25 protein-coding genes and 1 other annotated feature are annotated in these 22,049 nt (G+C 40.6%); of the genes, 21 read left to right on the forward strand and 4 right to left on the reverse strand.

The features are described from left to right. The first annotated feature begins 12 nt into the window (after positions 1-12). The 10 genes from LKE01_RS03825 (at position 13) to rpmF (ending at position 6,391) form a co-directional block, all read left to right on the forward strand. A complete protein-coding gene (locus tag LKE01_RS03825; RefSeq protein ID WP_056981246.1) occupies positions 13-528 on the forward strand; it encodes a YqeG family HAD IIIA-type phosphatase in 516 nt (171 codons plus the stop codon). 8 nt (positions 529-536) lie between these two features. Then, a complete protein-coding gene (gene yqeH / locus LKE01_RS03830) occupies positions 537-1,673 on the forward strand; it encodes a ribosome biogenesis GTPase YqeH (RefSeq protein WP_056981248.1) in 1,137 nt (378 codons plus the stop codon). Positions 1,674-1,688: 15 nt separating this feature from the next. Continuing rightward, positions 1,689-2,000 (forward strand): ribosome assembly RNA-binding protein YhbY, encoded by a 312-nt coding sequence (gene yhbY, locus LKE01_RS03835; protein WP_056981250.1) that lies wholly within the window; start codon positions 1,689-1,691, stop codon positions 1,998-2,000. Between the two features lie 12 nt (positions 2,001-2,012). Next, positions 2,013-2,645: a nicotinate-nucleotide adenylyltransferase gene (locus LKE01_RS03840; RefSeq protein WP_056981253.1), complete on the forward strand. Its 633-nt coding sequence runs from the start codon at positions 2,013-2,015 to the stop codon at positions 2,643-2,645. Beyond that, the gene (gene yqeK, locus LKE01_RS03845; RefSeq protein ID WP_056981255.1) at positions 2,635-3,246 is read left to right on the forward strand and encodes a bis(5'-nucleosyl)-tetraphosphatase (symmetrical) YqeK; all 612 of its coding nucleotides are present in this window, start codon (positions 2,635-2,637) and stop codon (positions 3,244-3,246) included. Before LKE01_RS03840 ends, yqeK begins: the two co-directional genes overlap by 11 nt. Before the next feature lie 9 nt (positions 3,247-3,255). Continuing rightward, the gene (rsfS, locus tag LKE01_RS03850; RefSeq protein ID WP_054768960.1) at positions 3,256-3,612 is read left to right on the forward strand and encodes a ribosome silencing factor; all 357 of its coding nucleotides are present in this window, start codon (positions 3,256-3,258) and stop codon (positions 3,610-3,612) included. 1 nt (position 3,613) lies between these two features. Then, the gene (locus LKE01_RS03855) at positions 3,614-4,378 is read left to right on the forward strand and encodes a class I SAM-dependent DNA methyltransferase (protein WP_054768961.1); all 765 of its coding nucleotides are present in this window, start codon (positions 3,614-3,616) and stop codon (positions 4,376-4,378) included. A gap of 6 nt (positions 4,379-4,384) precedes the next feature. After that, positions 4,385-5,521: a nucleotidyltransferase gene (locus LKE01_RS03860; RefSeq protein WP_056981257.1), complete on the forward strand. Its 1,137-nt coding sequence runs from the start codon at positions 4,385-4,387 to the stop codon at positions 5,519-5,521. Positions 5,522-5,605: 84 nt separating this feature from the next. Next, positions 5,606-6,160, forward strand: coding sequence for a DUF177 domain-containing protein (locus LKE01_RS03865; RefSeq protein WP_054768962.1), 555 nt, complete (start codon positions 5,606-5,608; stop codon positions 6,158-6,160). A 54-nt stretch (positions 6,161-6,214) separates the two neighbouring features. Beyond that, the gene (rpmF, locus tag LKE01_RS03870) at positions 6,215-6,391 is read left to right on the forward strand and encodes a 50S ribosomal protein L32 (protein WP_054768963.1); all 177 of its coding nucleotides are present in this window, start codon (positions 6,215-6,217) and stop codon (positions 6,389-6,391) included. Positions 6,392-6,509: 118 nt separating this feature from the next. Here the strand turns inward: rpmF and adhP are convergent, their stop codons facing one another. Beyond that, positions 6,510-7,526 carry an alcohol dehydrogenase AdhP gene (gene adhP / locus LKE01_RS03875; RefSeq protein WP_056981259.1) on the reverse strand — a complete coding sequence of 339 codons (1,017 nt, stop codon included), beginning with the start codon at positions 7,524-7,526 and terminating at the stop codon, positions 6,510-6,512. A 251-nt stretch (positions 7,527-7,777) separates the two neighbouring features. On the opposite strand from adhP, the gene LKE01_RS03880 reads away from it, so the two are divergent. Beyond that, entirely contained in the window at positions 7,778-8,464 is a 687-nt protein-coding gene (locus LKE01_RS03880; protein WP_020280160.1) for a response regulator transcription factor, read from the forward strand. After that, positions 8,461-10,110 (forward strand): HAMP domain-containing histidine kinase, encoded by a 1,650-nt coding sequence (locus tag LKE01_RS03885; protein WP_054768964.1) that lies wholly within the window; start codon positions 8,461-8,463, stop codon positions 10,108-10,110. The genes LKE01_RS03880 and LKE01_RS03885 overlap by 4 nt, the downstream gene beginning before the upstream one ends. A 63-nt stretch (positions 10,111-10,173) precedes the next feature. On the opposite strand, the gene LKE01_RS03890 is transcribed toward LKE01_RS03885, so the two are convergent. The 3 genes from LKE01_RS03890 to LKE01_RS03900 all read right to left on the reverse strand — a co-directional run bounded on the left by LKE01_RS03890 (position 10,174) and on the right by LKE01_RS03900 (position 13,557). Next, positions 10,174-12,030 carry a cation:proton antiporter family protein gene (locus LKE01_RS03890; protein ID WP_056981263.1) on the reverse strand — a complete coding sequence of 619 codons (1,857 nt, stop codon included), beginning with the start codon at positions 12,028-12,030 and terminating at the stop codon, positions 10,174-10,176. Between the two features lie 139 nt (positions 12,031-12,169). After that, a complete protein-coding gene (gene yidC / locus LKE01_RS03895; RefSeq protein WP_056981265.1) occupies positions 12,170-13,204 on the reverse strand; it encodes a membrane protein insertase YidC in 1,035 nt (344 codons plus the stop codon). A 68-nt stretch (positions 13,205-13,272) separates the two neighbouring features. Next, positions 13,273-13,557, reverse strand: coding sequence for an acylphosphatase (locus tag LKE01_RS03900; RefSeq protein WP_054768965.1), 285 nt, complete (start codon positions 13,555-13,557; stop codon positions 13,273-13,275). Between the two features lie 39 nt (positions 13,558-13,596). On the opposite strand from LKE01_RS03900, the gene LKE01_RS03905 reads away from it, so the two are divergent. The 9 genes from LKE01_RS03905 (at position 13,597) to LKE01_RS03945 (ending at position 22,006) form a co-directional block, all read left to right on the forward strand. Beyond that, complete coding sequence (locus LKE01_RS03905) at positions 13,597-14,367, forward strand: TrmH family RNA methyltransferase (protein ID WP_054768966.1); 771 nt, start codon at positions 13,597-13,599, stop codon at positions 14,365-14,367. A gap of 70 nt (positions 14,368-14,437) precedes the next feature. After that, positions 14,438-14,944, forward strand: coding sequence for an HD domain-containing protein (locus LKE01_RS03910; RefSeq protein ID WP_054768967.1), 507 nt, complete (start codon positions 14,438-14,440; stop codon positions 14,942-14,944). 31 nt (positions 14,945-14,975) lie between these two features. Continuing rightward, entirely contained in the window at positions 14,976-15,326 is a 351-nt protein-coding gene (locus tag LKE01_RS03915; protein WP_054768968.1) for a winged helix-turn-helix transcriptional regulator, read from the forward strand. 37 nt (positions 15,327-15,363) lie between these two features. Beyond that, positions 15,364-15,583, forward strand: a binding site (T-box leader). A gap of 46 nt (positions 15,584-15,629) precedes the next feature. Next, complete coding sequence (pheS, locus tag LKE01_RS03920; RefSeq protein WP_056981266.1) at positions 15,630-16,679, forward strand: phenylalanine--tRNA ligase subunit alpha; 1,050 nt, start codon at positions 15,630-15,632, stop codon at positions 16,677-16,679. 3 nt (positions 16,680-16,682) lie between these two features. Beyond that, the gene (gene pheT / locus LKE01_RS03925; RefSeq protein WP_056981267.1) at positions 16,683-19,094 is read left to right on the forward strand and encodes a phenylalanine--tRNA ligase subunit beta; all 2,412 of its coding nucleotides are present in this window, start codon (positions 16,683-16,685) and stop codon (positions 19,092-19,094) included. 43 nt (positions 19,095-19,137) lie between these two features. Further along, entirely contained in the window at positions 19,138-20,259 is a 1,122-nt protein-coding gene (mltG, locus tag LKE01_RS03930) for an endolytic transglycosylase MltG (RefSeq protein WP_054769876.1), read from the forward strand. A 19-nt stretch (positions 20,260-20,278) separates the two neighbouring features. Next, positions 20,279-20,953, forward strand: a complete 675-nt coding sequence (gene udk / locus LKE01_RS03935) for a uridine kinase (RefSeq protein ID WP_054769877.1) — start codon at positions 20,279-20,281, stop codon at positions 20,951-20,953. A gap of 21 nt (positions 20,954-20,974) precedes the next feature. Beyond that, a complete protein-coding gene (gene greA, locus LKE01_RS03940; protein WP_056981269.1) occupies positions 20,975-21,448 on the forward strand; it encodes a transcription elongation factor GreA in 474 nt (157 codons plus the stop codon). A gap of 240 nt (positions 21,449-21,688) precedes the next feature. After that, positions 21,689-22,006 carry a HesB/YadR/YfhF family protein gene (locus LKE01_RS03945; protein WP_056981270.1) on the forward strand — a complete coding sequence of 106 codons (318 nt, stop codon included), beginning with the start codon at positions 21,689-21,691 and terminating at the stop codon, positions 22,004-22,006. Positions 22,007-22,049 lie beyond the last annotated feature (43 nt).

A 22,049-nucleotide genomic window follows, 5' to 3' on the forward strand; every position in this document is an offset into this window, starting at 1 on the left:
AAGGAGCGACATATGTTGTCTCGATTTAAACCAACTTGGATGATTGGAGATATTTATACAATTTCTCCTCAGTTCCTGTTGGATCATAATATCAACTGTGTTCTAACCGATTTAGATAATACTTTGGTGCCTTGGAATTCCAAGAAGGGTTCTGACGCACTGCATAAATGGTTATCGGAAAACAAAAAATATGGCATTAAAGTCATTGTTGTTTCCAATAACAGTCACAAGCGGATTCAAAAGGCAGTTCAAGATTATCAACTGCCTTTTGTCCCTCGGGCAATGAAACCACTAACGATTGGTATTCGTCACGCGTTAAAGGAATTTAATCTGCAGAAGCGCAACACGGTTATGATTGGCGATCAGTTAATGACCGACGTTGTAGCGGCTAATAGTTGCGGCATGCGCAGCATTCTTGTTAAACCACTCGTTCGTGATGATGCATGGAATACCATGATCAATCGTTACTTTGAAAAAATTGTCTGGAATAAATTATCGAAAAAATATCCAGATTTACATTGGAAATAGGAGAAATTATGGCAAATAATGAAGTTGTTGTTGACGGTGAAGTCGTTCATTGTGTCGGCTGTGGTGCAGCAGTCCAAACGACAGATAAAGATGCACTGGGGTATACGCCCGCATCTGCTTTAAAAAAAGGATTGGAAAATGGAGAAGTCTATTGTCAGCGTTGCTTCCGACTTCGGCACTATAATGAAATTGCTCCCGTCAGTTTATCAGATGATGACTTCTTAAAGCTGTTAACAAGTATTTCCGATACCGACTCGTTAATTGTTTATGTGGTTGATATCTTTGATGTTAATGGAAGTATGATTCCTGGATTGCATCGATTTGTTGGAAACAATCCAGTCCTTTTAGTCGGAAATAAGCTGGATATCCTGCCTAAAGCTTTGAAGAAAAACAAAGTGAAGGATTGGCTTCGTCAACAAGCCAACGCAGCAGGTATCCGACCAATTGACGTTGAATTGATTTCGGCAAAGACCAATTATGATATTGATCAGTTGTTGGATAAAATTGAAAAATTACGTAAAGGCAAAGATGTCTATGTTGTCGGTGTTACCAATGTCGGTAAGTCAACGTTGATCAATTCAATTGTTCGTCAATCAACCGGTATTAAAGAATTAATTACAACATCAAGATTTCCCGGAACAACCTTGGACCGAATTGATATTCCTTTAAAGGATGGTCGCAATCTTGTCGACACCCCAGGAATCATTCAACCGGAACAAATGGCACATCATTTAACTGGTAAAGAGTTGAACCTTGTGACACCTCAAAAGACAATCAAGCCAAAAGGGTATCAGTTAAACCCTGGCCAGACGTTGTTTTTTGCCGGAGTTGCCCGCTTTGATTACAATGCTGGTGACAAACGTCACGGTTTTACGGTTTATGCGGAGAATAATTTATTTATTCATCGGACAAAGTTGGAAAATGCTGACGACTTTTATGCCAGTCATGTTGGCTCGTTCTTAACACCGCCAACTGAAGACCAAAAAGCTGATTTTCCACCATTGGAACCTCATGAATTCAAATCGACTGAGAAGAGTGATTTGGTCATTGAGGGTCTTGGATGGGTGACAATTCCTGCTGATGTCTCCGTAACTGGTTGGGCTCCAAAAGGCGTTTCAGTTTTGATGCGTCCTGCAATGATTTAAAATAAAGAGGTATTTATGAAATTAACCGGAAAACAAAAACGTTTTTTAAGAGCAAGTGCTAACCGCATGCGGCCAATTTTCGAAGTCGGCAAAAACGGCCTTTCTTCAGTTTGGCTGGATGAGATTCAAAAAGCGCTTGATACCAGAGAACTTATCAAAATTAATGTGCTTCAGAATTCAGCTGCTACTGTTGATGACATTAAAGACTATATTGAGTCGAAAAGCGATGTCACTGTTGTTCAAACGATTGGTAAGACGCTGGTATTGTTCAAACCATCCAAAGACACAAATAATCAAAAATTATCCAATGAAGTTTTTGCAATTTAGAGGTAATTCGGTATGTCGAACGTTCTGAATAATGTTGAAACATTAACACAAGCCAAAACGATTAAACAAAAAAAGGGTAGGCGGATTGGGATTCTTGGCGGTACCTTTAATCCTATTCACAATGGCCATCTAATTATCGCTGAACAGGTTTTAGACCAACTGGGACTGGATAAAGTTTGCTTTATGCCAGATGCAAATCCGCCACATGTTGACAGGAAATTTGCGATTGATGCGAAAGATCGGGTTGCCATGATTAATGGGGCTATTCGTGATAATCCCAAGTTTGCGATTGAGATGACAGAGATCATGCGAGGCGGTGTCAGTTATTCTTATGACACGATGAAACAATTAACCCAGCAGCACCCTGAAAATCATTACTACTTTATCATCGGTGGCGATATGGTTAACTATTTGCCTAAGTGGTACCGGATAGATGATTTAGTGAAGCTGGTTTCGTTTGTTGGCGTTAAACGCGATGGCTACACACCGGCTTCCAAATATCCCGTTATCTGGGTTGATGTCCCATTTATCGACATTTCGTCATCACTTATTCGTTCTAAAATCCGACAACATCAATCAATCAAATATTTGGTACCATCTTCTGTAGAACGTTATATAAAGGAGAACCATTTATATGAAAAATGATCAGTTAAAATATCAAGGCCATTTTGTTCCGTACACTCGTGATGAATTGGTGGCTAAGCTTCATTCGGCATTAACAGATAGTCGTTTTCAACACTGTTTAAGAGTTGAGCAAACGGCGATGGACTTGGCCGAACGTAATGGAGTCAATATCGAAAAGGCTGCCATTGGTGGACTCGTTCACGATTATGCTAAGCAACGCCCGGATGAGGACTTTATTAAGGCCATTAAAGAGTATCAAATGGATCCGGAATTGTTGAACTACGGTAACGCAATTTGGCACGGTGTCGTTGGCTGGATTTTTGTCAAAAACGAATTACAGATCAATGATATTGATATTTTAAATGCCGTCAGATATCATACGGTGGGTCATCAATACATGACGCCGCTTGAACAAATTGTCTATATGGCCGATTATATTGAACCAGGTCGAGATTTTGACGGTGTTGATGATGCCCGTCGGATTACCATGAACAACCTCCAACAAGGGGTTGCTTATCAAACTAAGCAGACGCTGAGTTATCTGATAGCAAATAATAAACCAGTTTTTCCACAAACAATTGTTACCTATAATAGTTGGGTACCAGGCTCAGGATTAGATTAAGGAGTTAATATGAATAGTAAAAAGATTTCAGAAATTGTCGTTCGTGCCGCTGATAGTAAACGGGCTAACGATATCGTTGTTCTCGATATGCAAAAGGTTAGTCTGATGGCTGACTACTTTGTGATTGCTGATGCCAATTCCAATCGACAGGTAAAAGCAATTGCCGATGAGATTGTTGATCAAGTTGAAGCAGACGATGTTAATGTATACAGTGTTTCAGGCAAGGATACTGCTCGTTGGATCTTGATTGATCTTGGCGATGTTGTTGTCCACATTTTCCAAAAGGATGTCCGTGACTTTTACAATTTGGAAAAACTTTGGTCAGACGCACCAATCGTTAATACCGATTCATGGGTGGAGGCATAGCATGATATATACAGAATTCGCCAAATTTTATGATGATTTGTTTGACGCAACTCTATATGATCGCTGGGCAAAGTTTGTTGCCCGCTATGCCGCTAGTACCGGTAAAGAAAATAGTGATATTAAAATTTTAGACCTTGCTTGTGGGACCGGCCGGTTGGCTATCAAATTAGCGCAAATGGGCTTTCAGGTTTCGGGAGCAGATCTCTCTGAGGACATGCTGACTATTGCTGAGCAAAGATCTCGTGATGCAAAGGTTGACGTGCCCTTTATTCAAACCGACATGCGTTCTTTGGACGGATTGGACCAGTATGATATCATTACCTGCTTTGACGATTCACTGAATTATTTGATTAAATCAGATGACTTATTGGCTGCATATCAAGCGGTTTTTGATCATTTAAAGCCTAAGGGCCAGTTCTTATTTGATATGATTACGCCACATCAGGTTCAAGACGTTTATCCAGGATACATGTACAACTATCGAAGTGAAGATGCTGCTTTCATGTGGACGAGCTATAAGGGCGATTTTGCCCCAATCTCGGTTGAACATGAATTAAACTTCTTTCAATATAATGAAGATAAAGATGCTTATGATGCATACAACGAAATTCACCGTGAAAGAGCCTACACTTATGATGAGATTGATCAGTTGCTTACCAAAGCCGGCTATCGCAGTGAGCTTGAGTTTACAGACTTTGGCGACAATCCATTTACTGAAATAACCAAGCGCTGGTTTTTCGTCACAAACAAGCCTATAGAGAGATGATAAAACATGCTTCGGGCAGTCGGAATCGTTTCAGAATATAATCCTTTTCATAATGGCCATCGCTATATGTTGAGCCAGGCGAAACAGACCACCGGTGCCGATGTGAGTGTGGCCATTATGAGTGGAAATTGGCTGCAGCGTGGTGAACCGGCAGCCTTTGACAAGTGGCAGCGAACTAGGATGGCATTGCTTGGCGGTGTGGATTTGGTCGTTGAACTGCCACTTTTTTCTGCTGTTCAGCCATCTCATCTGTTTTCAAAAGGGGCGGTTGATTTAGCTTCTCACCTGAAATGTGACTGGTTGGCTTTTGGTGCGGAACATCCTTCCATGGATTATCAAAAACTCATTGATAACCAACCGAAGGATAAGGAGAGCTTTAAGCGTTTTGATCGACCGTACGCCTCGATTTTCCAAGATTATCTCTTTCAACGGACTGGGATTCGTTTAAATCAACCAAATGACATTTTGGGATTTGGCTATGCCAAGGCTAATTTTGAAGCAGGATCGCCACTTCGGACGGTCCCGTTACAGCGTGTCGGCAGTAACCATGACGACACTGAAATTAGTGATCAAGGGTCCATCGCGAGTGCTTCCGCCATTCGGAAGGCGATTGGGAATCATGATCTTTCAATGATTAAACCCGTTGTTCCCGAAAGTACTTTAAAAGTGATCGCCAATCATCATATGATGGATTGGAATGATTTCTGGCCTTTTTTAAGATTCGAGCTTGTTGAGAATCCGGTCGAAAATCTTCATCAAATTTATCAAATGACTGAAGGCATTGAATATCGGCTGAAAAGGGCTGCCATCAAAGCGACCAGCTTTCAAGAATTCCTTCATTTGGTTAAGACTAAACGGTACACATACACCCGAATTCAGCGTCTGTGCACATACGTATTGCTGCATGCAGCCAGTCGTGATATGCTTCAGACAGGTGGATATATTCGCCTTCTAGGATTTAATGCCAAGGGGCAAAAATACCTTAACCAGATTAAAGGCGATCTTGAATGGCCGCTGATTACGAAGATCAATGATGATGTCGTTGCTGATTTTATCCAAATGGACTTCCGTGGGGGAATGTTGACCCAAATGATTAATGGTGCCTCACAGGATTTTTATCGGCATCCGGTAATTCTTGAATAAACACCAAAGGACTATCAAGGAAATTACCTTGACAAGCCTATTTGTTGCCGGTATAATAAGTTTTGTTGCATTGGAGGAATTACATTGAAATGGTACTTTAGAGACTTGCAAAAGTACTCAGATACTGATCCGTTCACATTCAATGAGAAGCTTCATATTAAAGATGATTTGCTTGATCGATATGCTGACGAGGTGATCGATGCATCTGACTTTAATGTTGAAGGAACTGCATTTGCTGATCAGGGCGATGTGATTATCGACACCCACATAGTTGGAAAGCTTGTGGTGCCGTCATCACGTTCACTGACCCCAGTTGATTTACCACTTGATTTTACGGTTGAGGAATTCTATGTTCCTTCAAAAGCTGCGGAATCACGATATGGTAAAGATGATGTTGTCTTTGTCCTTGGCGAAGACGATCAGGTGGATATGCAAAGTGCCGTTGTTGATAATGTGATACTGCATATTCCTATGCACGTCCTGTCTCCTGAAGAAATTGCGGGCAAAGAGATGCCAAGTGGTAACGACTGGGATGTTATGACAGTCGATGACTACAGCAAACAGAAGGCAGAGTTAAAAACTGTTGATCCACGTCTGGCAGAATTGAAGAACTTTTTTAAGAATCGCGATTCAAAATAGCTGGACTTAAAATTTCACTAGTGGATATTTTATTTTTACGAGGAGGGAAAAACAATGGCTACACCAGCACGTAGAACTTCTAAAGCTAGAAAGCGCATGCGTCGCGGTCACATCAAGTTGACGACTCCTAATTTGAGCCTCGACCCTAAGACCGGTGAATACACCATGCCACATCACGTTTCACCATCAGGCTTTTACAAAGGCCGTAAAGTTATCAAAGATAAGAAGTAATAAATAACCAATTTAGAACGCCATGGATTCTAAATTGGTTTTTTTGTACACTTTTTTAAGCATAAAAGAGGGGCCTTCGCAATCATTTTGCGAGGGCCCCTAAATTTAATATCGATTATTATTTAGTGAAATCAACAACCATTCGGCCAACGATCTTGTTAGCTTTCATTTCATCAATGATGTCGTTAACTTCGTCAAGACGACGAGTTTGAACGATTGGCTTAACTTTACCTTCAGCACCAAACTGGAATGTTTCAGCGAGGTCCTGACGAGTTCCAACCAGTGAACCGGCAACTTGAATACCATCAAGAACAGTCTTGTCAATATTCAATGCCATATCACCTTTAGGAAGGGCAACGGCAACCAACTTACCATCTGGACGCAATGCGTTAACAGAAGTGGTAAATGCGTCAGTTGTAACGGCAGTGATTTGGGCGTTATGAACTCCGCCAACCTTCTTTTGGATTTGTTCAGCAACATCTGGATCGTGACGGTTGATAGTAATATCAGCACCGTTATCCTTAGCTGCTTGAAGCTTTTGTTCGTTACCATCAACGGCAACAACATGAGCACCAAAGACGTTGTGTGCGTATTGAACAGCAAGGTTACCCAAGCCTCCACAACCAACAACTTCAACCCATTGTCCAGGACGGGTATCACCAACTTTAAGTGCCTTGTACATCGTAACACCGGCACATGTTAATGAAGTTGCTTCAACAGGATCCAAGCCTTCAGGAACTTTAACGGCGTAGTCGGCAGGGACAATAACTTCTTCAGCCATTGCACCATCAACAGTGTAACCTGAGTTTTGAACGTTACGGCAAAGGGTTTCACGACCAGTGATACAATACTCACAATGGCCACAGCCTCTATAGAACCAAGCGATTGATACACGATCACCAATCTTTAAATTGGTAACATCGTCGGCAACTTGAATAACTTTACCAACACCTTCGTGACCAATGATCCGGCCAGGAACTTTACCGAAATCTCCTTCAGCAACGTGAAGGTCTGTGTGACATAAACCACAATATTCAACTTTTACTAATGCTTCGCCTTCATGAATGGGGCGTAAATTTACATCTTTAATATCAACATATCCATCGACTGGATCTCTTACAACAGCAGCTTTCATAGGTTTATTCATCCTTTTTGTAATATATTTTCAAACAAGTACATTATAAACAGGAACGCTTACATTATCAAGTGAAAATCTACACAAATGTCGATTAATTGAAAATAATTTCCAAATGAGGGTGGTTTTATAAGTTTTCTCAAAGTTAAAGCCTTAAACTCACATAATTATGGTAAAATGAGAGTTATGTTAAAAGGTTTCTACGTTACTAATAAATAAATTAAGATATGTTATAGGAGAGCTGATCATTTATGAGTCGAATTTTGATTATTGAAGACGAAAAGAATTTAGCCCGATTCGTTGAATTGGAATTAAAGCATGAAGGCTATGATACCCAGGTGGAATTAAACGGAAGAACCGGTTTACAAGCTGCCTTGGATGAAAACTTTGATGTTATTTTACTTGATTTAATGTTACCGGAATTGAATGGGATGGAAGTTGCCCGTCGATTACGTGAAAAGAAAAACACACCTATTATTATGATGACTGCCCGGGATTCCGTTATTGATCGAGTTTCTGGTTTTGACCATGGCGCTGATGACTACATCGTTAAACCATTTGCAATTGAAGAATTATTGGCCCGAATTCGTGCCTTGCTTCGTCGAATTCAAATTGAGAACGATCAACAAAAAAGCAACAAGAAATCCGTTACTTTTAAAGACTTAACCATTGAAAAGGAAAGTCGGATTGTTCGTCGTGGCGATGAGGTCATTAATCTGACAAAGCGTGAATATGAACTCTTGTTAACTTTGATGGAAAATGTTGACGTTGTTTTAGCTCGAGACGTTTTACTTACCAAGGTATGGGGGTACGACTCAGAAGTTGAGACCAACGTTGTCGATGTTTATATTCGATACCTGCGAAACAAGATTGATCGTCCAGGTGAAAATAGTTACATCCAAACTGTTAGAGGTACTGGGTACGTGATGCGTTCATGACCCAATCCAACACGAAACAAAAAAGAAGAAAGACATCGCTAAAATGGAAGTGGGCGTTTTTTACGTCCATTGGTGTTTTGGCGATTGTTGTTATCTTCTCAGTTCTAATTTTTAACCGATTCACAAATGTGCTTCTTCAACAGGAACACGCCCATATTGATAATACTTTAAGTACCGTGTCATCAAGACTTTCAAATTATTCCTCACCTTTGAGTAAGGGTGACGTTGCCTATTATTTGAAGCCTAAGATTACCAGTGACAATGATCAGGTAACCCAAGCCAATGGGAACGACCTTTATTCAAATTCGTTGATTGTGAATTTCTCTCGGGATAATATTTTAGTGAATGTCTATGACGTTCACGGCAATGAATTGTTTGAATCTCGAAAAGGTGCGGTTAAGTTTTATTCACCAAGTAAGCGAAAAATATTTACAACCAGGCAAAATGGCCGTCAGGTAATGGTTGGTGCTGAACCACTGTTATCCAAGAAAAACGGCTCGCTTGTCGGTTATGCGCAAGTCACCGACAAACTGGACAATTATCGAGCAACTGCCAACAAATTGTTAGTCATTTTAGTTATTTTAGTTTTAATTTCAGTTTTGCTGTCGATGTTTTTCGCCTACATTTTGGCTCAAGAGTTGTTACGGCCGATTAATGAGATTCAAAAGACCATTAATGAAGTTAAAGCGGATCCGGACTCCGATGCCCGAATTCCTGAATTGAAATCAAATGATGAATTAACTGATTTGGCGGATCTTTTAAATGGGATGCTGGATCAGACCCAACGATATATTGATCAGCAGCAACAATTTGTTGAAGATGTTTCCCATGAATTAAGGACGCCTGTCGCCGTTATTCAAGGCCATATTGATATGCTGCTGAGATGGGGGAAAGATGATCCCGAAGTCCTTGAGGAATCTTTGAAGGCTTCTCTTCAGGAAACAAACCGAATGAAGAGTTTGGTTTCTGAAATGCTGGATCTTTCTCGTGCCGAACAAATTGAAATTAATTACGGTGAAGAAATTACCGATGTTAATCACGTATTTGCTCAGGTTTACAACGATTTCAAAATGATTCACCCTGACTTTACGTTTACCTTTGATGATGATACCGACCATGATGTTTACGTTAAAATTTATCGTAATCACTTGGAACAGGTTCTTGTGATCCTTCTTGATAATGCGATTAAGTATTCCACCAAACGAAAAGAAGTTCATTTATCACTCTCAACTTCAATGGCAATGGTGAACATTGCTGTTCAAGACTTTGGTGAAGGGATTTCCGAAGAAGACAAGCAAAAGGTCTTTAACCGTTTCTATCGGGTTGATAAAGCCCGTAGCCGTGACAAAGGTGGTAACGGTTTGGGACTCTCAATCGCCCATCGATTGATCGAAGCTTATCACGGAAACATTTCAATTGAAAGTTCATTGGGTTATGGTTCCATCTTCCAAGTTAATTTACCAATTATGCAGGATATGCCAGATGAAGCTGATCTTGAATCAGATGAAAAAGAATCTACCGAATCTAGCGAATCTCAAGATAATCAATCGGATAACAAACTACCAGACGGAATTTTAGACACTTCAAAGTCAGATCAAACCGACTCTGATAATTCCAAGCATGAAGATCCAAAAGACAATCAATAGTTAATAAAAAAGCTGGTGCATGTGAGATGAATTCATTTCACATTGCACCAGCTTTTTTGGATACTAATTTAATTTCCCTAGTTCTCTGCGAACTTCGGGAGCTTCCGTTTTACTACTGGTAAAAATGATTCTGTCGTTAAGCTTCAATGATGTGCCGCCGGATGGGCGGATGAATCGTTTGTCACGATAGATTTGCGTAATTGTAATTTTGTCGATAAATGGAACGTTACGGACTTGAATGTCAGCGTAACGGCTGTTTCTAAGGGCCACTTCATAGACACTTGATTCCGTTGAGGTCATCATCCTCATCGTTGAAGGAGCTTCAATTAATGACCGCAGCATGCTGATATTAACGTCAGGAGTATTGTACAGCTCAACGCCTAATGAATTGAGCTCATCCCGGCGTTCATCCAAGATATTGCGATCTTCAAATCTGACAATGACTCGTGGAACGCCGTACTTTTTCGCGATCTTGGCAAGTTCATAATTCTTTTCGGAATTAATTTGTCCAAGCACCACGACATCGGCATCAAAGACACCATTTTCAATCATGACCTTCGGATCCATACTCTTTAATAGATGAATGGTTGTTTCACTGTTAAAGGCGCGGTAATTGTGTTGATTATTCGTATACATCGTCACTTTGTACCATCCCTTGGCTAACTGCTGGGCAACGGGGACGGTGGTCAAGTTTGTTCCAATAAAGTGAACGGTGGACTTCTTCAGGTCTTCAGCTTCTGCAGAATACAGCTTATTAAATATCATTGGGCCAAAGACACAGGTTAGAACTGCTGAGAGAAGAAACGCGCCGGACTGTTGATTGGTAATTCTGTTTAAATGACTGGCAACTTGGAGAACCGCCAAAACAACTGTAATGGTTGTGACTGACATGGCAGTCCCGGCAATCGCATTTGTATTTTTGAACCGTAATTTCAATGCAAAAAAGATCAGAGCCTTTGCTAATATGTAGCCAATGAAGATAACCGGGATTAGCATCAGGGTTTGAGGATTGGTAATTAATGTACGAAGATTTAAGTTAACGCCACTCATGATAAAGAAAATTGGAATGAAGAACCCGTATCCAATGGAATCGAGGCGGACTTTGGTTTCTTCGTGGGGTTCCAACAATTTAATGACGATTCCGGCTAAGAATGCACCAAGAATTCCCTCGGCACCAACTGATTCGGCAACGGTCACCAAGGTGACAATCATGAAAAATGAGAGGCGGATATCGACCTGGGTTGTTGATTTATTGATTTGGTCAAAGAATCGAAAGAATGCTTTAAACCGCCAGAACAAAAGGGCAGCTACAACTAAGATCAGTAAAATCAACCACAATGACTTGGAATGGGGACTGTAAGCCGATGCGTAAAATGTCAGGCCAATCATTGGGACGACTTCCCCAAGGGCAGCAATCAATAGAATTGCCTGGCCAAATGGCTTACTGAGGAGTTCCTTTTCCTTCAATCCGGCGATTACAATGCCCAATGAAATTGTCATGAACAAAATAGCAGCCAACCAAATGTCCGAAAACAAGCCGCTTATTTTTAAAACGTAGCCCATTCCAAATGACATGGCAACAATTGATGCATATCCCATTCCGGCAATTCTTAGAACGGAGTATTTGGGTTGGTTTTGCTCATCTTTTTGGGCCAGTGGAGAAAGGTTGGTTGGCTTCTTTTTAAATAAGCTGAAATCAATTTCCATCCCACTTAAAAACAGCAGGAAGATAACGCCGACGTTTTGCAGAATGTCCAGGGTATTGGAATCGGTAATCCAATTAAAAAGAGACGGTCCAAGAAAAACACCCACAATAATTTCTACAACGGCCGTGGGAAGAAATGTGATCTTGAAGCGAGCCATTGCCAAAGGGATGACAAGTGCCGCCAGCAAAATGATTAATAGGGATAGTTGATTCATAAAATGTAACAGCTCTTTTCCTAAAAAATATACATAACAATATTACCATTCTGTCGCTCAATTGGTTGAATAAACTATTTTGTTGAATGATAAATGAATCAAAAAAGATCACATCAACTTAGATGTGATCTTTAATCGATTATGATTTGTGATGTCGTTGCTGCTTACCTGCATTTCGTTGTCGGTTCGCTTTTGGCTTAACAGGTTTGCTTGGTGTAGGAACAGGTGTTGACTTAGCCTTTTTAGTTTCTTGGGGCTTTCGGTCAACCTGCTGTTTTCCAGTATTTCGTTGACGATTACGCTGATGGATATTTGGCTCGGATGGTTTTGAGCCGTTGGCAACTGGCTTCGGACTTGGCATCAAGTCTTCTACTGTGACCTTTTTTCGGCCTTCATTTTCTTTGGCAATATTCTTTCGAATCCTTGGCCGGTACATATTAATGATCAGGGTTTGAACACAGGCGAAGAGTCCGCCAATGAAGAAGTAAATTCCTAATCCAGCTGGTGCGCTCAGTGTAAATACCAAAATCATAATTGGGCTCATCAGCATCATGGCACCCATCTGTTTCTTCTGGGCAGCCGGCGTTCCCAGCATTGCGATGTATCCTTGCAACAAATAAGAAGCAAATGACAAGACCGCAAGAATCCAACTTGATTGTCCCAATCGAATTCCCATGAAGACGGTGTGGGATAATTCTGGTGAATAACGAATTGCTGCATACAAAGCAGTAAAAATCGGCATTTGGATTATCAATGGCAAACAACCAATTCCACCAGTCATTGAAATGCCATTTTGCTTATATAATGCCATCATTGCCTGACTGGCTGCAGTCTGTTCTTCAGGAGTGGAAGCAGCCTTTTGGCGTTTTTGCAGTTCAGCCATTTGTGGTCGAATCAACTGCATCTTTTCCTGTTGAATGGTTGAAGCCTTCATTTGCCGAACCATGATAGGTAATAAAACCATTCGCACGATTACGGTAAGGACGATAATCGCCCAGCCATAACTGCCGACAAATTGTGCAATCCATTCCATAATGCCCTGCGCTGGTTTTGCAAGGTAATCGTAAACCGCTCCGTATGGTTTCCCGGATTTTGTTGTGCGGACACAGCCACTTAGAAGGAGGGCCATTCCGGAAAGTAATCCAAGAGTGGTTATGTGTTTAATTTTTTTCATTAGTAAGACCTTTCTTAACTTAGTACGTAAACAAAACAATCTTACTAGATTATTGACCGCTTTTCAATTTAATATTTCACATTAAACCCTTTATCAACAATTTTCGATATATAATTGAGGTGAAGGTTTTCTACTTTAGCAAACGGGGTTGGGGAATTTTTGATTTTTGAGATGAATTTTTCCAGGTTTTCGTTAGTGCCGCTGGCAACAATTGTGACACTGCCGTTGCGTTCGTTTTTAACCCACCCGGAGATGTTCAGCTCTTGGGCAATCTGGATGGTTGCCCAGCGAAAGCCGACGCCTTGTACGCGGCCAGAGGCATTCATTTTTACCGTTTGGTTTTTGTTGTTCAAATTATTCACCACCTATTAATATAGAAAAGAGAGATTTGTATGGATATTGAAAAAATTACGTCTAACCAAAATAATCGTGTCAAAGAATGGACCAAAATGCAAACCAAGAAGGGCCGGGTTAAGTCCGGTCAGTATGTCATTGAAGGATGGCACATTGTTGACGAGGCGATTCGTCATCGTCAAGCCATCAAGCAATTAATGGTCGTTGATGAAAGCTACTTGGGCGACCTGCCCGTTGATGACGACACCGAGGTTTTCCTGATTACCCCGGAAATTGCCAAACATATTTCATCGACTGAAACTCCCCAGGGTGTTTTCGCTGTTTTGAACACCGAAGACTATCATGAAAAGATTCCCGATGATTTGAAGGGTGCCTGGATGCTTTTGGATAATATCCAAGATCCCGGTAATATCGGAACCATGGTTCGAACAGGGGATGCTGCCGGACTTGATGGAATCGTTTTTGGTAAAGGTTCTGCCGACATTTACAATCCCAAAGTTGTCCGTTCAATGCAGGGCAGTCAATTTCATATGAAGCTCTATACAGGTGACATTCTTGATTGGATGGACGCATTTAAAGAAGCCGGCATTAAAACCTATGGTACCGAATTAAATGATCAGGCCATTTCTTACTATGATATAACACCAACCAAACAATTTGCACTGGTTATGGGAAATGAAGGTAACGGGGTTAATCCCGAGATTCTCAAGAAGACCGACCAAAACCTTTATATTCCAATGAATGGTGAGGCTGAATCATTGAATGTGGCGGTTGCTGCCGGAATATTACTTTTCAAGTTTGTTAAATAAGGTTCGTTTTCATTGATATTTAGGGCAATACCTAGTATCATGTTGATAAATAAAGACAAAGGGGTATTACATGCAAAAGGATGAATGGAAAAACGATTCTGAGTATCGTGAAATAGTTTCTGACCTGATGGCAACTGATATGGTTAAGAAATTGGCTAACTATACTCAACACCATCACTCAACTCGACTTGAACATTCAATTGCTGTTTCTTTTGACAGTTACAAGATTGCCAAAAGAAGGGGCTTAGATTACCGTGCCGTTGCTCGTGCTGGTTTGCTCCACGATCTGTTTTTCTACGATTGGAGAACCACTAAGTTTGATTTAGGCTCTCACGCATTTATTCACCCACGGGTTGCCTTACGAAACGCCGAGCGGATTACCAAATTATCACCAATGGAAAAAGACATCATTTTAAAGCATATGTGGGGCCTGACACTTGCACGGCCTAAGTATGAAGAAAGTGTCATTGTTTCTCTGGTTGATGATTATGAAGCTGTTCATGAATTCATGAGTCCACTTAAAGTTAAACTTGAAGATTTAAAGAAACAAGTTATTGGGACATCTGCTACAAAATAATTGGAATCATGGTATGAGAGGGGGATTTTAAATGCGACAGGCAATTGGATTGCAAGATGCAATTAACTATTATTTATGTCCGAAGTTTGAGAAGACATTTTCATTTCTCGGGAAAAAATGGAATGGCTTGATTATCGATGTTTTACTTCAAGAAGGGGTTTTACGTTTTCGTGAAATTGCCCGACAAATCCCCAAGTGCAGTGATCGAGTTTTGGTTGAACGCTTGAGAGAACTTGAAGACGATGGGGTTGTTGTTCGAACAGAACATGAAGACTCATCATTGATCGAATATTCATTGACCGAGCAAGGCAAAGAATTAGCACCGATCATGCACGAAATTCATACATGGTCAGAAAAATGGTATCCAAGCATTAAAAAGTAGCTTGACCATTTTTTTGTTTTAGCTTATTATTCACTAATGTAAAGCGTTTGAGAAAAAAGTAGTAGGTTGATTTCCTATTTGAGAGACTCCGTGGTTGGTGAAAACGGAGTAGGAAGTCTTCTCGAATTCATTTTTCGAGCTGAAATTGGGAGTTGTCAAACAAAAAATTTCCGGTTAATCACCGTTAACGATGTCTTAAGTGTGTTGTTCTCTTTGGACAGCAAATTAGGGTGGTACCGCGTCGCTTCGTCCCTTATTGGGCGAAGCTTTTTTTGTGGTTAAAAATAGAACTGGAGGGATACCATGTCACTGCGAGATCAACTGACAGAAATAAAAGAAAAAGGGCTTGCTGATATTGAGCAAACCAACGACTTGAAGAAGTTAAACGACATTCGAGTCCATTTACTTGGTAAAAAGGGACCCATCACCGCTGCTCTTAGAGGAATCAAAGATTTAACCCCTGAGGAACGTCCCGAAGTCGGTAGTTACGCCAACAAAATTCGTGATGCAATCACCGTAGCAGTTGCCGATCAACGCCAAAAGCTTGAAGACGCTGCACTGGATGCAAAATTAGCGTCAGAAAAGATTGATGTTACGATGCCGGGCAAACCGGTTGCTCAAGGTCAACCGCACGTTATTCAACAAATCATTGATCAAATTGTCGATTTGTTCCTGGGAATGGGTTATGAAGTTCTCTCAGGCCCTGAAGTTGAAGAAGACAAATACAATTTTGAAATGATGAACCTGCCTAAAAACCATCCAGCAAGAGATATGCAGGATACTTTTTACATAAGCAAAGAGATCTTGATGAGAACCCAAACCTCACCAATGCAGGCTCGTGCTTTGGAAAAGCATGATTTCTCAAAGGGACCTTTGAAGATGATCTCACCAGGAATCGTTTACCGTCGTGATACTGATGATCCAACCCATTCACATCAATTCCATCAAGTTGAAGGACTCTTCATTGATGAACACGTGACCATGGCTGATTTAAAGGGAACGTTAATTACCATGGCCCAAAACATTTTTGGAAATAAATTTGATATTCGTTTACGGCCAAGTTATTTCCCATTTACCGAACCTTCTGTTGAAGTAGATGTTACCTGCTTTAACTGTATGGGAAAGGGTTGTGACGTCTGCAAGCATACCGGCTGGATTGAAGTTTTAGGTGCCGGCATGGTTCATCCTAATGTGCTCGATATGGCTGGCGTTGATTCAAAGAAGTATGGCGGTTTTGCCTTTGGTGTCGGCCCTGACCGATTTGCAATGCTTAAATATGGTGTGGATGACATTCGTGACTTCTACCTCGATGATGTCCGCTTCTTAAATCAATTCAGTAAGAGGGGTAATTAGACAATGAAAGTTTCTTACAAATGGCTTAAAAAATATTTAGATTTGAATCTGCCCGCTAAAGATTTAGCTGAAAAGATCGAACGGACAGCAGTTGAAGTTGACTCCGTCACTGTCGCCGAAGATGGCCTCAAAAAGTTGGTTGTCGGTCATATTTTATCAATGACCAAGCATCCGGAATCAGACCATCTGCATATCTGCCAAGTTGATGTCGGTGAAGATGAACCATTACAAATCGTTTGTGGTGCTCCCAACGTCGCAGCAGATCAAAAGGTTATTGTTGCCTTACCAAATTCCAGAATTGGCGGCAACGTTAAAATCAAGCGTTCAAAGATGCGTGGTGTTGAATCACAAGGGATGATTTGTGCACTTGACGAAATTGGTTTCAGCAAAGACGTTGTCCCAAAGGAATGGGCTGACGGAATCTATGTCTTTGATGATGATGTTCCGGTTGGCGAGCCGATTTACAAATATTTGGGAATGGATGATCCAATTATTGATCTTGATGTTACCCCTAACCGTGGTGATATGTTGAGCATTTTGGGAACTGTTCATGACCTGGCTGCCATTTATGACCAAAAGCCAACTATTAAAAAACCGGTTGTTGATGAAGACAATTCACTTGATGCCAATCAAGTGATTCAGGCAACCGCTGACGAAAAGCTTGCCAAAACATACAAGCTGCGGGTTGTTGAAGGCGTTAAAGTTGCGCCAAGTCCTTCATGGCTGCAGATAGTTCTGTGGAATGCCGGCATTCGCCCAATTAACAACGTGGTTGATGTCACCAATTATATTTTGCTGAAGTACGGTCAACCTCTTCATTCATTTGATAAGGATAAGATTAATGGCAACATCCAGGTTCGGATGGCTGCCAAGGGTGAAAAGTTAACGACCCTTGATGAAGACAAACATGAGCTGACGACTGATGATATCGTGATCGCTGATAATGACAAGCCAATCGCCTTAGCCGGTGTTATGGGTGGTTTTAATACTCAAATCGATGAAAGCACGACAAACGTCGTCATTGAATCAGCCATTTTTGATTCATTCAGAATTCGTAAGGCTGCTCAGCGTCATAATTTGCATACAGAAGCTTCACAACGATTCGAACGGGGAATTAATCCCGATGGTGTCCAAGACGCCGTAGACGAAGCCGTAAGCATGATTAAAGAGCTTGCTGGCGGTAAGATTGCCAAAGGAACCGTCACTGCAACTGAATATCATCCAGAATTGCCAACAATCTTCACCACAGCTGAACGAACCAATCATGTACTGGGGACTTCATTTACCACTGAAGAAATCAAAAATATTTTCGATCGGCTCGGATTTTCCAGTGAAGCCCATGAAGATGGTTTAAACGTTACCATTCCTGCTCGTCGTTGGGATATCTTCAGAGATGCTGATTTGAACGAAGAAGTCGCCCGAATTTACGGCTACGACAACTTACCAGCTACTTTGCCAACTGGCCGTCAAAGTATTGGCATTTTAACACCAACCCAGAAACTTCAACGGGCATCACGGACTGCTTTGGAAGGCTTGGGACTTACCCAGGCAATTTCATATTCATTGACGACTGCTGAAAAAGCAAAAATGTTCATGATGAGAAAGAGTTTTGAAACCAAATTGCTTTGGCCAATGACTCAGGACCATTCCGTATTAAGAATGAACATGCTTTCAGGTTTGCTTGACGATGTTGCTTATAATCACGCCCACAAAGTCAATGATGTTGCCCTTTATGAATCTGGTCGGGTCTTCTACAAAGACAGTGCCGAACAAATTCGTCCTGAAGAAGTGGAACATATGGCCGGTGTGATCACAGGTAACTTCACAAGTCCATTGTGGAACAATCATGTCCAACCAATTGATTTCTTCCAGTTGAAGGGGATTGTTAATCAGTTCCTGCTCAACCTTGGCGTTAAGGGTGATATTGAATACACCGCGACTGATCAATATCCAGAAATGCATCCAGGCCGGACTGCTAACATCTCAATTCATGGTCACTATATTGGATTCCTTGGTCAAATTCATCCAAGAATCGCCAAGAAATTTAAGATCAAAGAAACCTATGGATTTGATTTGAATATGCAGGAATTAATTGACTTGCCTAAGGATGATGATCAATACAAACCAATTTCGAAATATCCTTCAATTAAGCGTGATATTTCATTGGTTGTTGACCAAGATGTCACCAACGACCAAATCATGCAAGTCATGAATAAGCGTGGTGGTGCGTTCTTAAATAACGTTCGTTTGTTTGATGTTTATGAAGGCGAGAATGTTTCTGATGGTAAAAAGTCAATGGCTTATTCATTAACGTACGTTGATCCTCGAGAAACCCTTAAGGATGAAGTCGTTAATAAAGCCTTTGAAAAGATTAAAAAACGTTTAACAGCTGACTTAAATGCAGAAATTAGGTAATTTGGAAACTATAATGAAACTGAAAAGATAGGAGGAGCTTCTCATGAGCGATGACTCAAGTCGACGAAACCCCAAACCCAATAAAAGTCTCGGGCGAAGAATTATTATTTCTGTAATTACCTTACTGATTATTTTAGCTGCAGCGATTGGCTTAATGGGATACCGATATTTCCAGGATGCATTAAAACCAATGAACCCTCGTGATACCAACGTGACACAAGTGCATATTCCACTTGGCGCGTCTAATAAACAAATTGGATCAATTTTGCAGACTCAAAAGATTGTTAAAAGCGGGATGGTTTTTGACTATTACGTCAAATCCAACAACATGGCCAACTTTAGAGCTGGTTATTACCAACTGAAACCGTCAATGAGCCTGAAAGCAATTGCCCACCGTCTTCAAGAAGGTGGCACTGATCAGCCAATTCAAAGTACCAAGGGTAAAGTGTTGGTTCGTGAAGGCGCAAATATTAATCAAATTGCTTCCCAGGTTTCAGCTCATACAGATTTCACCCGTCATGACTTTCTCAAATTGATGAAGGATCAAGCTTATATCAAACAATTAGCTGCCCGTTATCCAAATTTGTTGAAGTCGGCAATGAAAGCCAAACACGTTCGTTACCGTCTTGAAGGGTATTTGTATCCTGCAACTTATGAAGTTGAGAAGAATACATCATTGAAGTCATTGGTTGAACAAATGGTTGCCAAAACAAATCAAATAGTGATCCCACATCTTGCAAAAATCAAAAAATCAGGGATGAATATGCAACAATTTATGACTCTGTCTTCTTTGATCGAGCGTGAGGGAGTTAACCAGAATGACCGTCGTAAAATGGCTGGTGTTTTGTTAAACCGAATTGATATCAATATGCCGCTTCAATCAGATGTCGCTGTGCTATACGCAATTCATCGGAACAATAAGACTTTGACGAATAAAGATTTGCAGAATGATTCACCATATAATCTTTACAAATATACTGGATTTGGACCTGGCCCATTTGACAGTCCAAGCATCAGTTCGATGAGTGCCGTTTTGCATCCTTTGGATAGATCCAAGAACTATTTATACTTTGTTGCAAATACCAAGACCAAGAAAGTATATTACTCAAAGACCTATGCTGAACATCAGCAGCAGATTGCTAAGCATACGGATGATAATAATTAATTGAGAGGTTCATATTTACATGGCAAATCATAAAACACGGCCGGTAGTGATCGGCATTACCGGTGGATCTGGTAGTGGGAAAACAACCGTTGCCAGAAAGATTTTTGACCAGTTGTCCAACTATTCAATTACGATCATTCAACAGGATTCGTATTACAATAATCAAGATGATATGAGCATGACCGACCGAAAGAAGGTTAACTATGATCATCCAATGGCTTTTGACTTCGATCTTCTAATTGATCAATTAAAGCAATTGCTTAACTATGAAGCAATTGAAAAGCCGGTGTATGATTACGAACAATTTACCCGAAGTTCGGACACTATTCATCAGGATCCTCGAGAAGTCATTATTCTAGAAGGTATTTTGATCCTTGACGATCAACGATTACGTGATTTAATGGATATTAAGGTATTTGTTGACACAGATGATGACATTCGTTTGATTCGAAGAATTGAACGGGATACGAAGGAACGCGGTCGTTCATTAGATAATATTATTCATCAGTATTTAATGACCGTGAAGCCGATGTATCATCAATTTGTTGAACCAACGAAACGTTACGCTGATTTAATCGTACCTGAAGGTGGAGAAAATCAGGTTGCCATTGATCTTTTGACAACTAAGATGCGATCCATCTTGATGCACCGTGGCAACAAAGAAATTAAGAACAATTTTGATTCAACAATTTAAAATAAAAGGGGAAATTACCAAATGGCTGAAGACACATATCCAATGACTGCTGAAGGTCGAGATAAACTTAAGAAAGAATTGGAAGACCTTAAGGTTAACCAACGACCTAAAGTGGTTGAACGTATTAAGATTGCAAGAAGTTATGGGGACTTATCTGAAAACTCAGAATATGAGTCAGCTAAGGACGAGCAAAGTATGCTTGAAAGCCGAATTACAACGGTTGAGCATATGTTGCAGTACGCCCAAATCATTGATTCAAAAGCAAGTGACAAGAACGAGGTAACCGTCGGAAAAAAGGTTACCTTCAAAGAATTGCCTGATGAAGATCCAGAAACTTACCAAATTGTTGGGGCAGCCGAGGCTGATCCAATGTCAGGCAAGATTTCAAATGATTCACCAATTGCCAAAGGACTTATTGGTCACCGCTTGAATGAAGAAGTTGATATTCCAATTCCAGCAGGAACGATGAAAGTCAAAATTATCAAGGTTGAATAATAGTATTTGTATATAACAACTAACTTAACTATGTGAAAAAGTCATTCAAGGGAAGCCTTCCCCTGAATGGCTTTTTTGTATCAAACAATCGCTGTTACGCCTAACATTGCTGCACTTCCCATCATTACCTGAATGAATTTTTACTTGATTTAATTTTCATATCGTTTGTGAAATTCGGCAATGATGTTATAATCGAATGTAAGCGAATACAAGTAGAGATCTGAGGAGTGTGGCAAAACAATGAAAATTGAGGTAACTGAATCTGCAAGCAAATGGTTCCAGTCCGAGATGGGACTTGGCGAAGGAAATGGTGTTCGATTCTATGGAAAAGTTTATGGCAAAACGCCTGTTCATGAAGGATTTTCATTAGCATTAACCCGTGATGATACTCCTGGTGAAACGTATGCTGAAACCAAGAAAGATGGAATTACGTACTTCGTTGATGAGAATGACCGTTGGTTCTTTATTGGGTTTGATTTAAAAGTTGATTTTGTGCCTGACAAGGATCCAGAAAATGTCGTTTACACCTATACTCCAAATGGCGAACTTGATAAATAAAAATTTGTTAGAAAAAAAGGATTGGAAATCATTTCGATTTCGG

Source organism: Lentilactobacillus kefiri, assembly GCF_007989105.1.
Classification (GTDB): domain Bacteria; phylum Bacillota; class Bacilli; order Lactobacillales; family Lactobacillaceae; genus Lentilactobacillus; species Lentilactobacillus kefiri.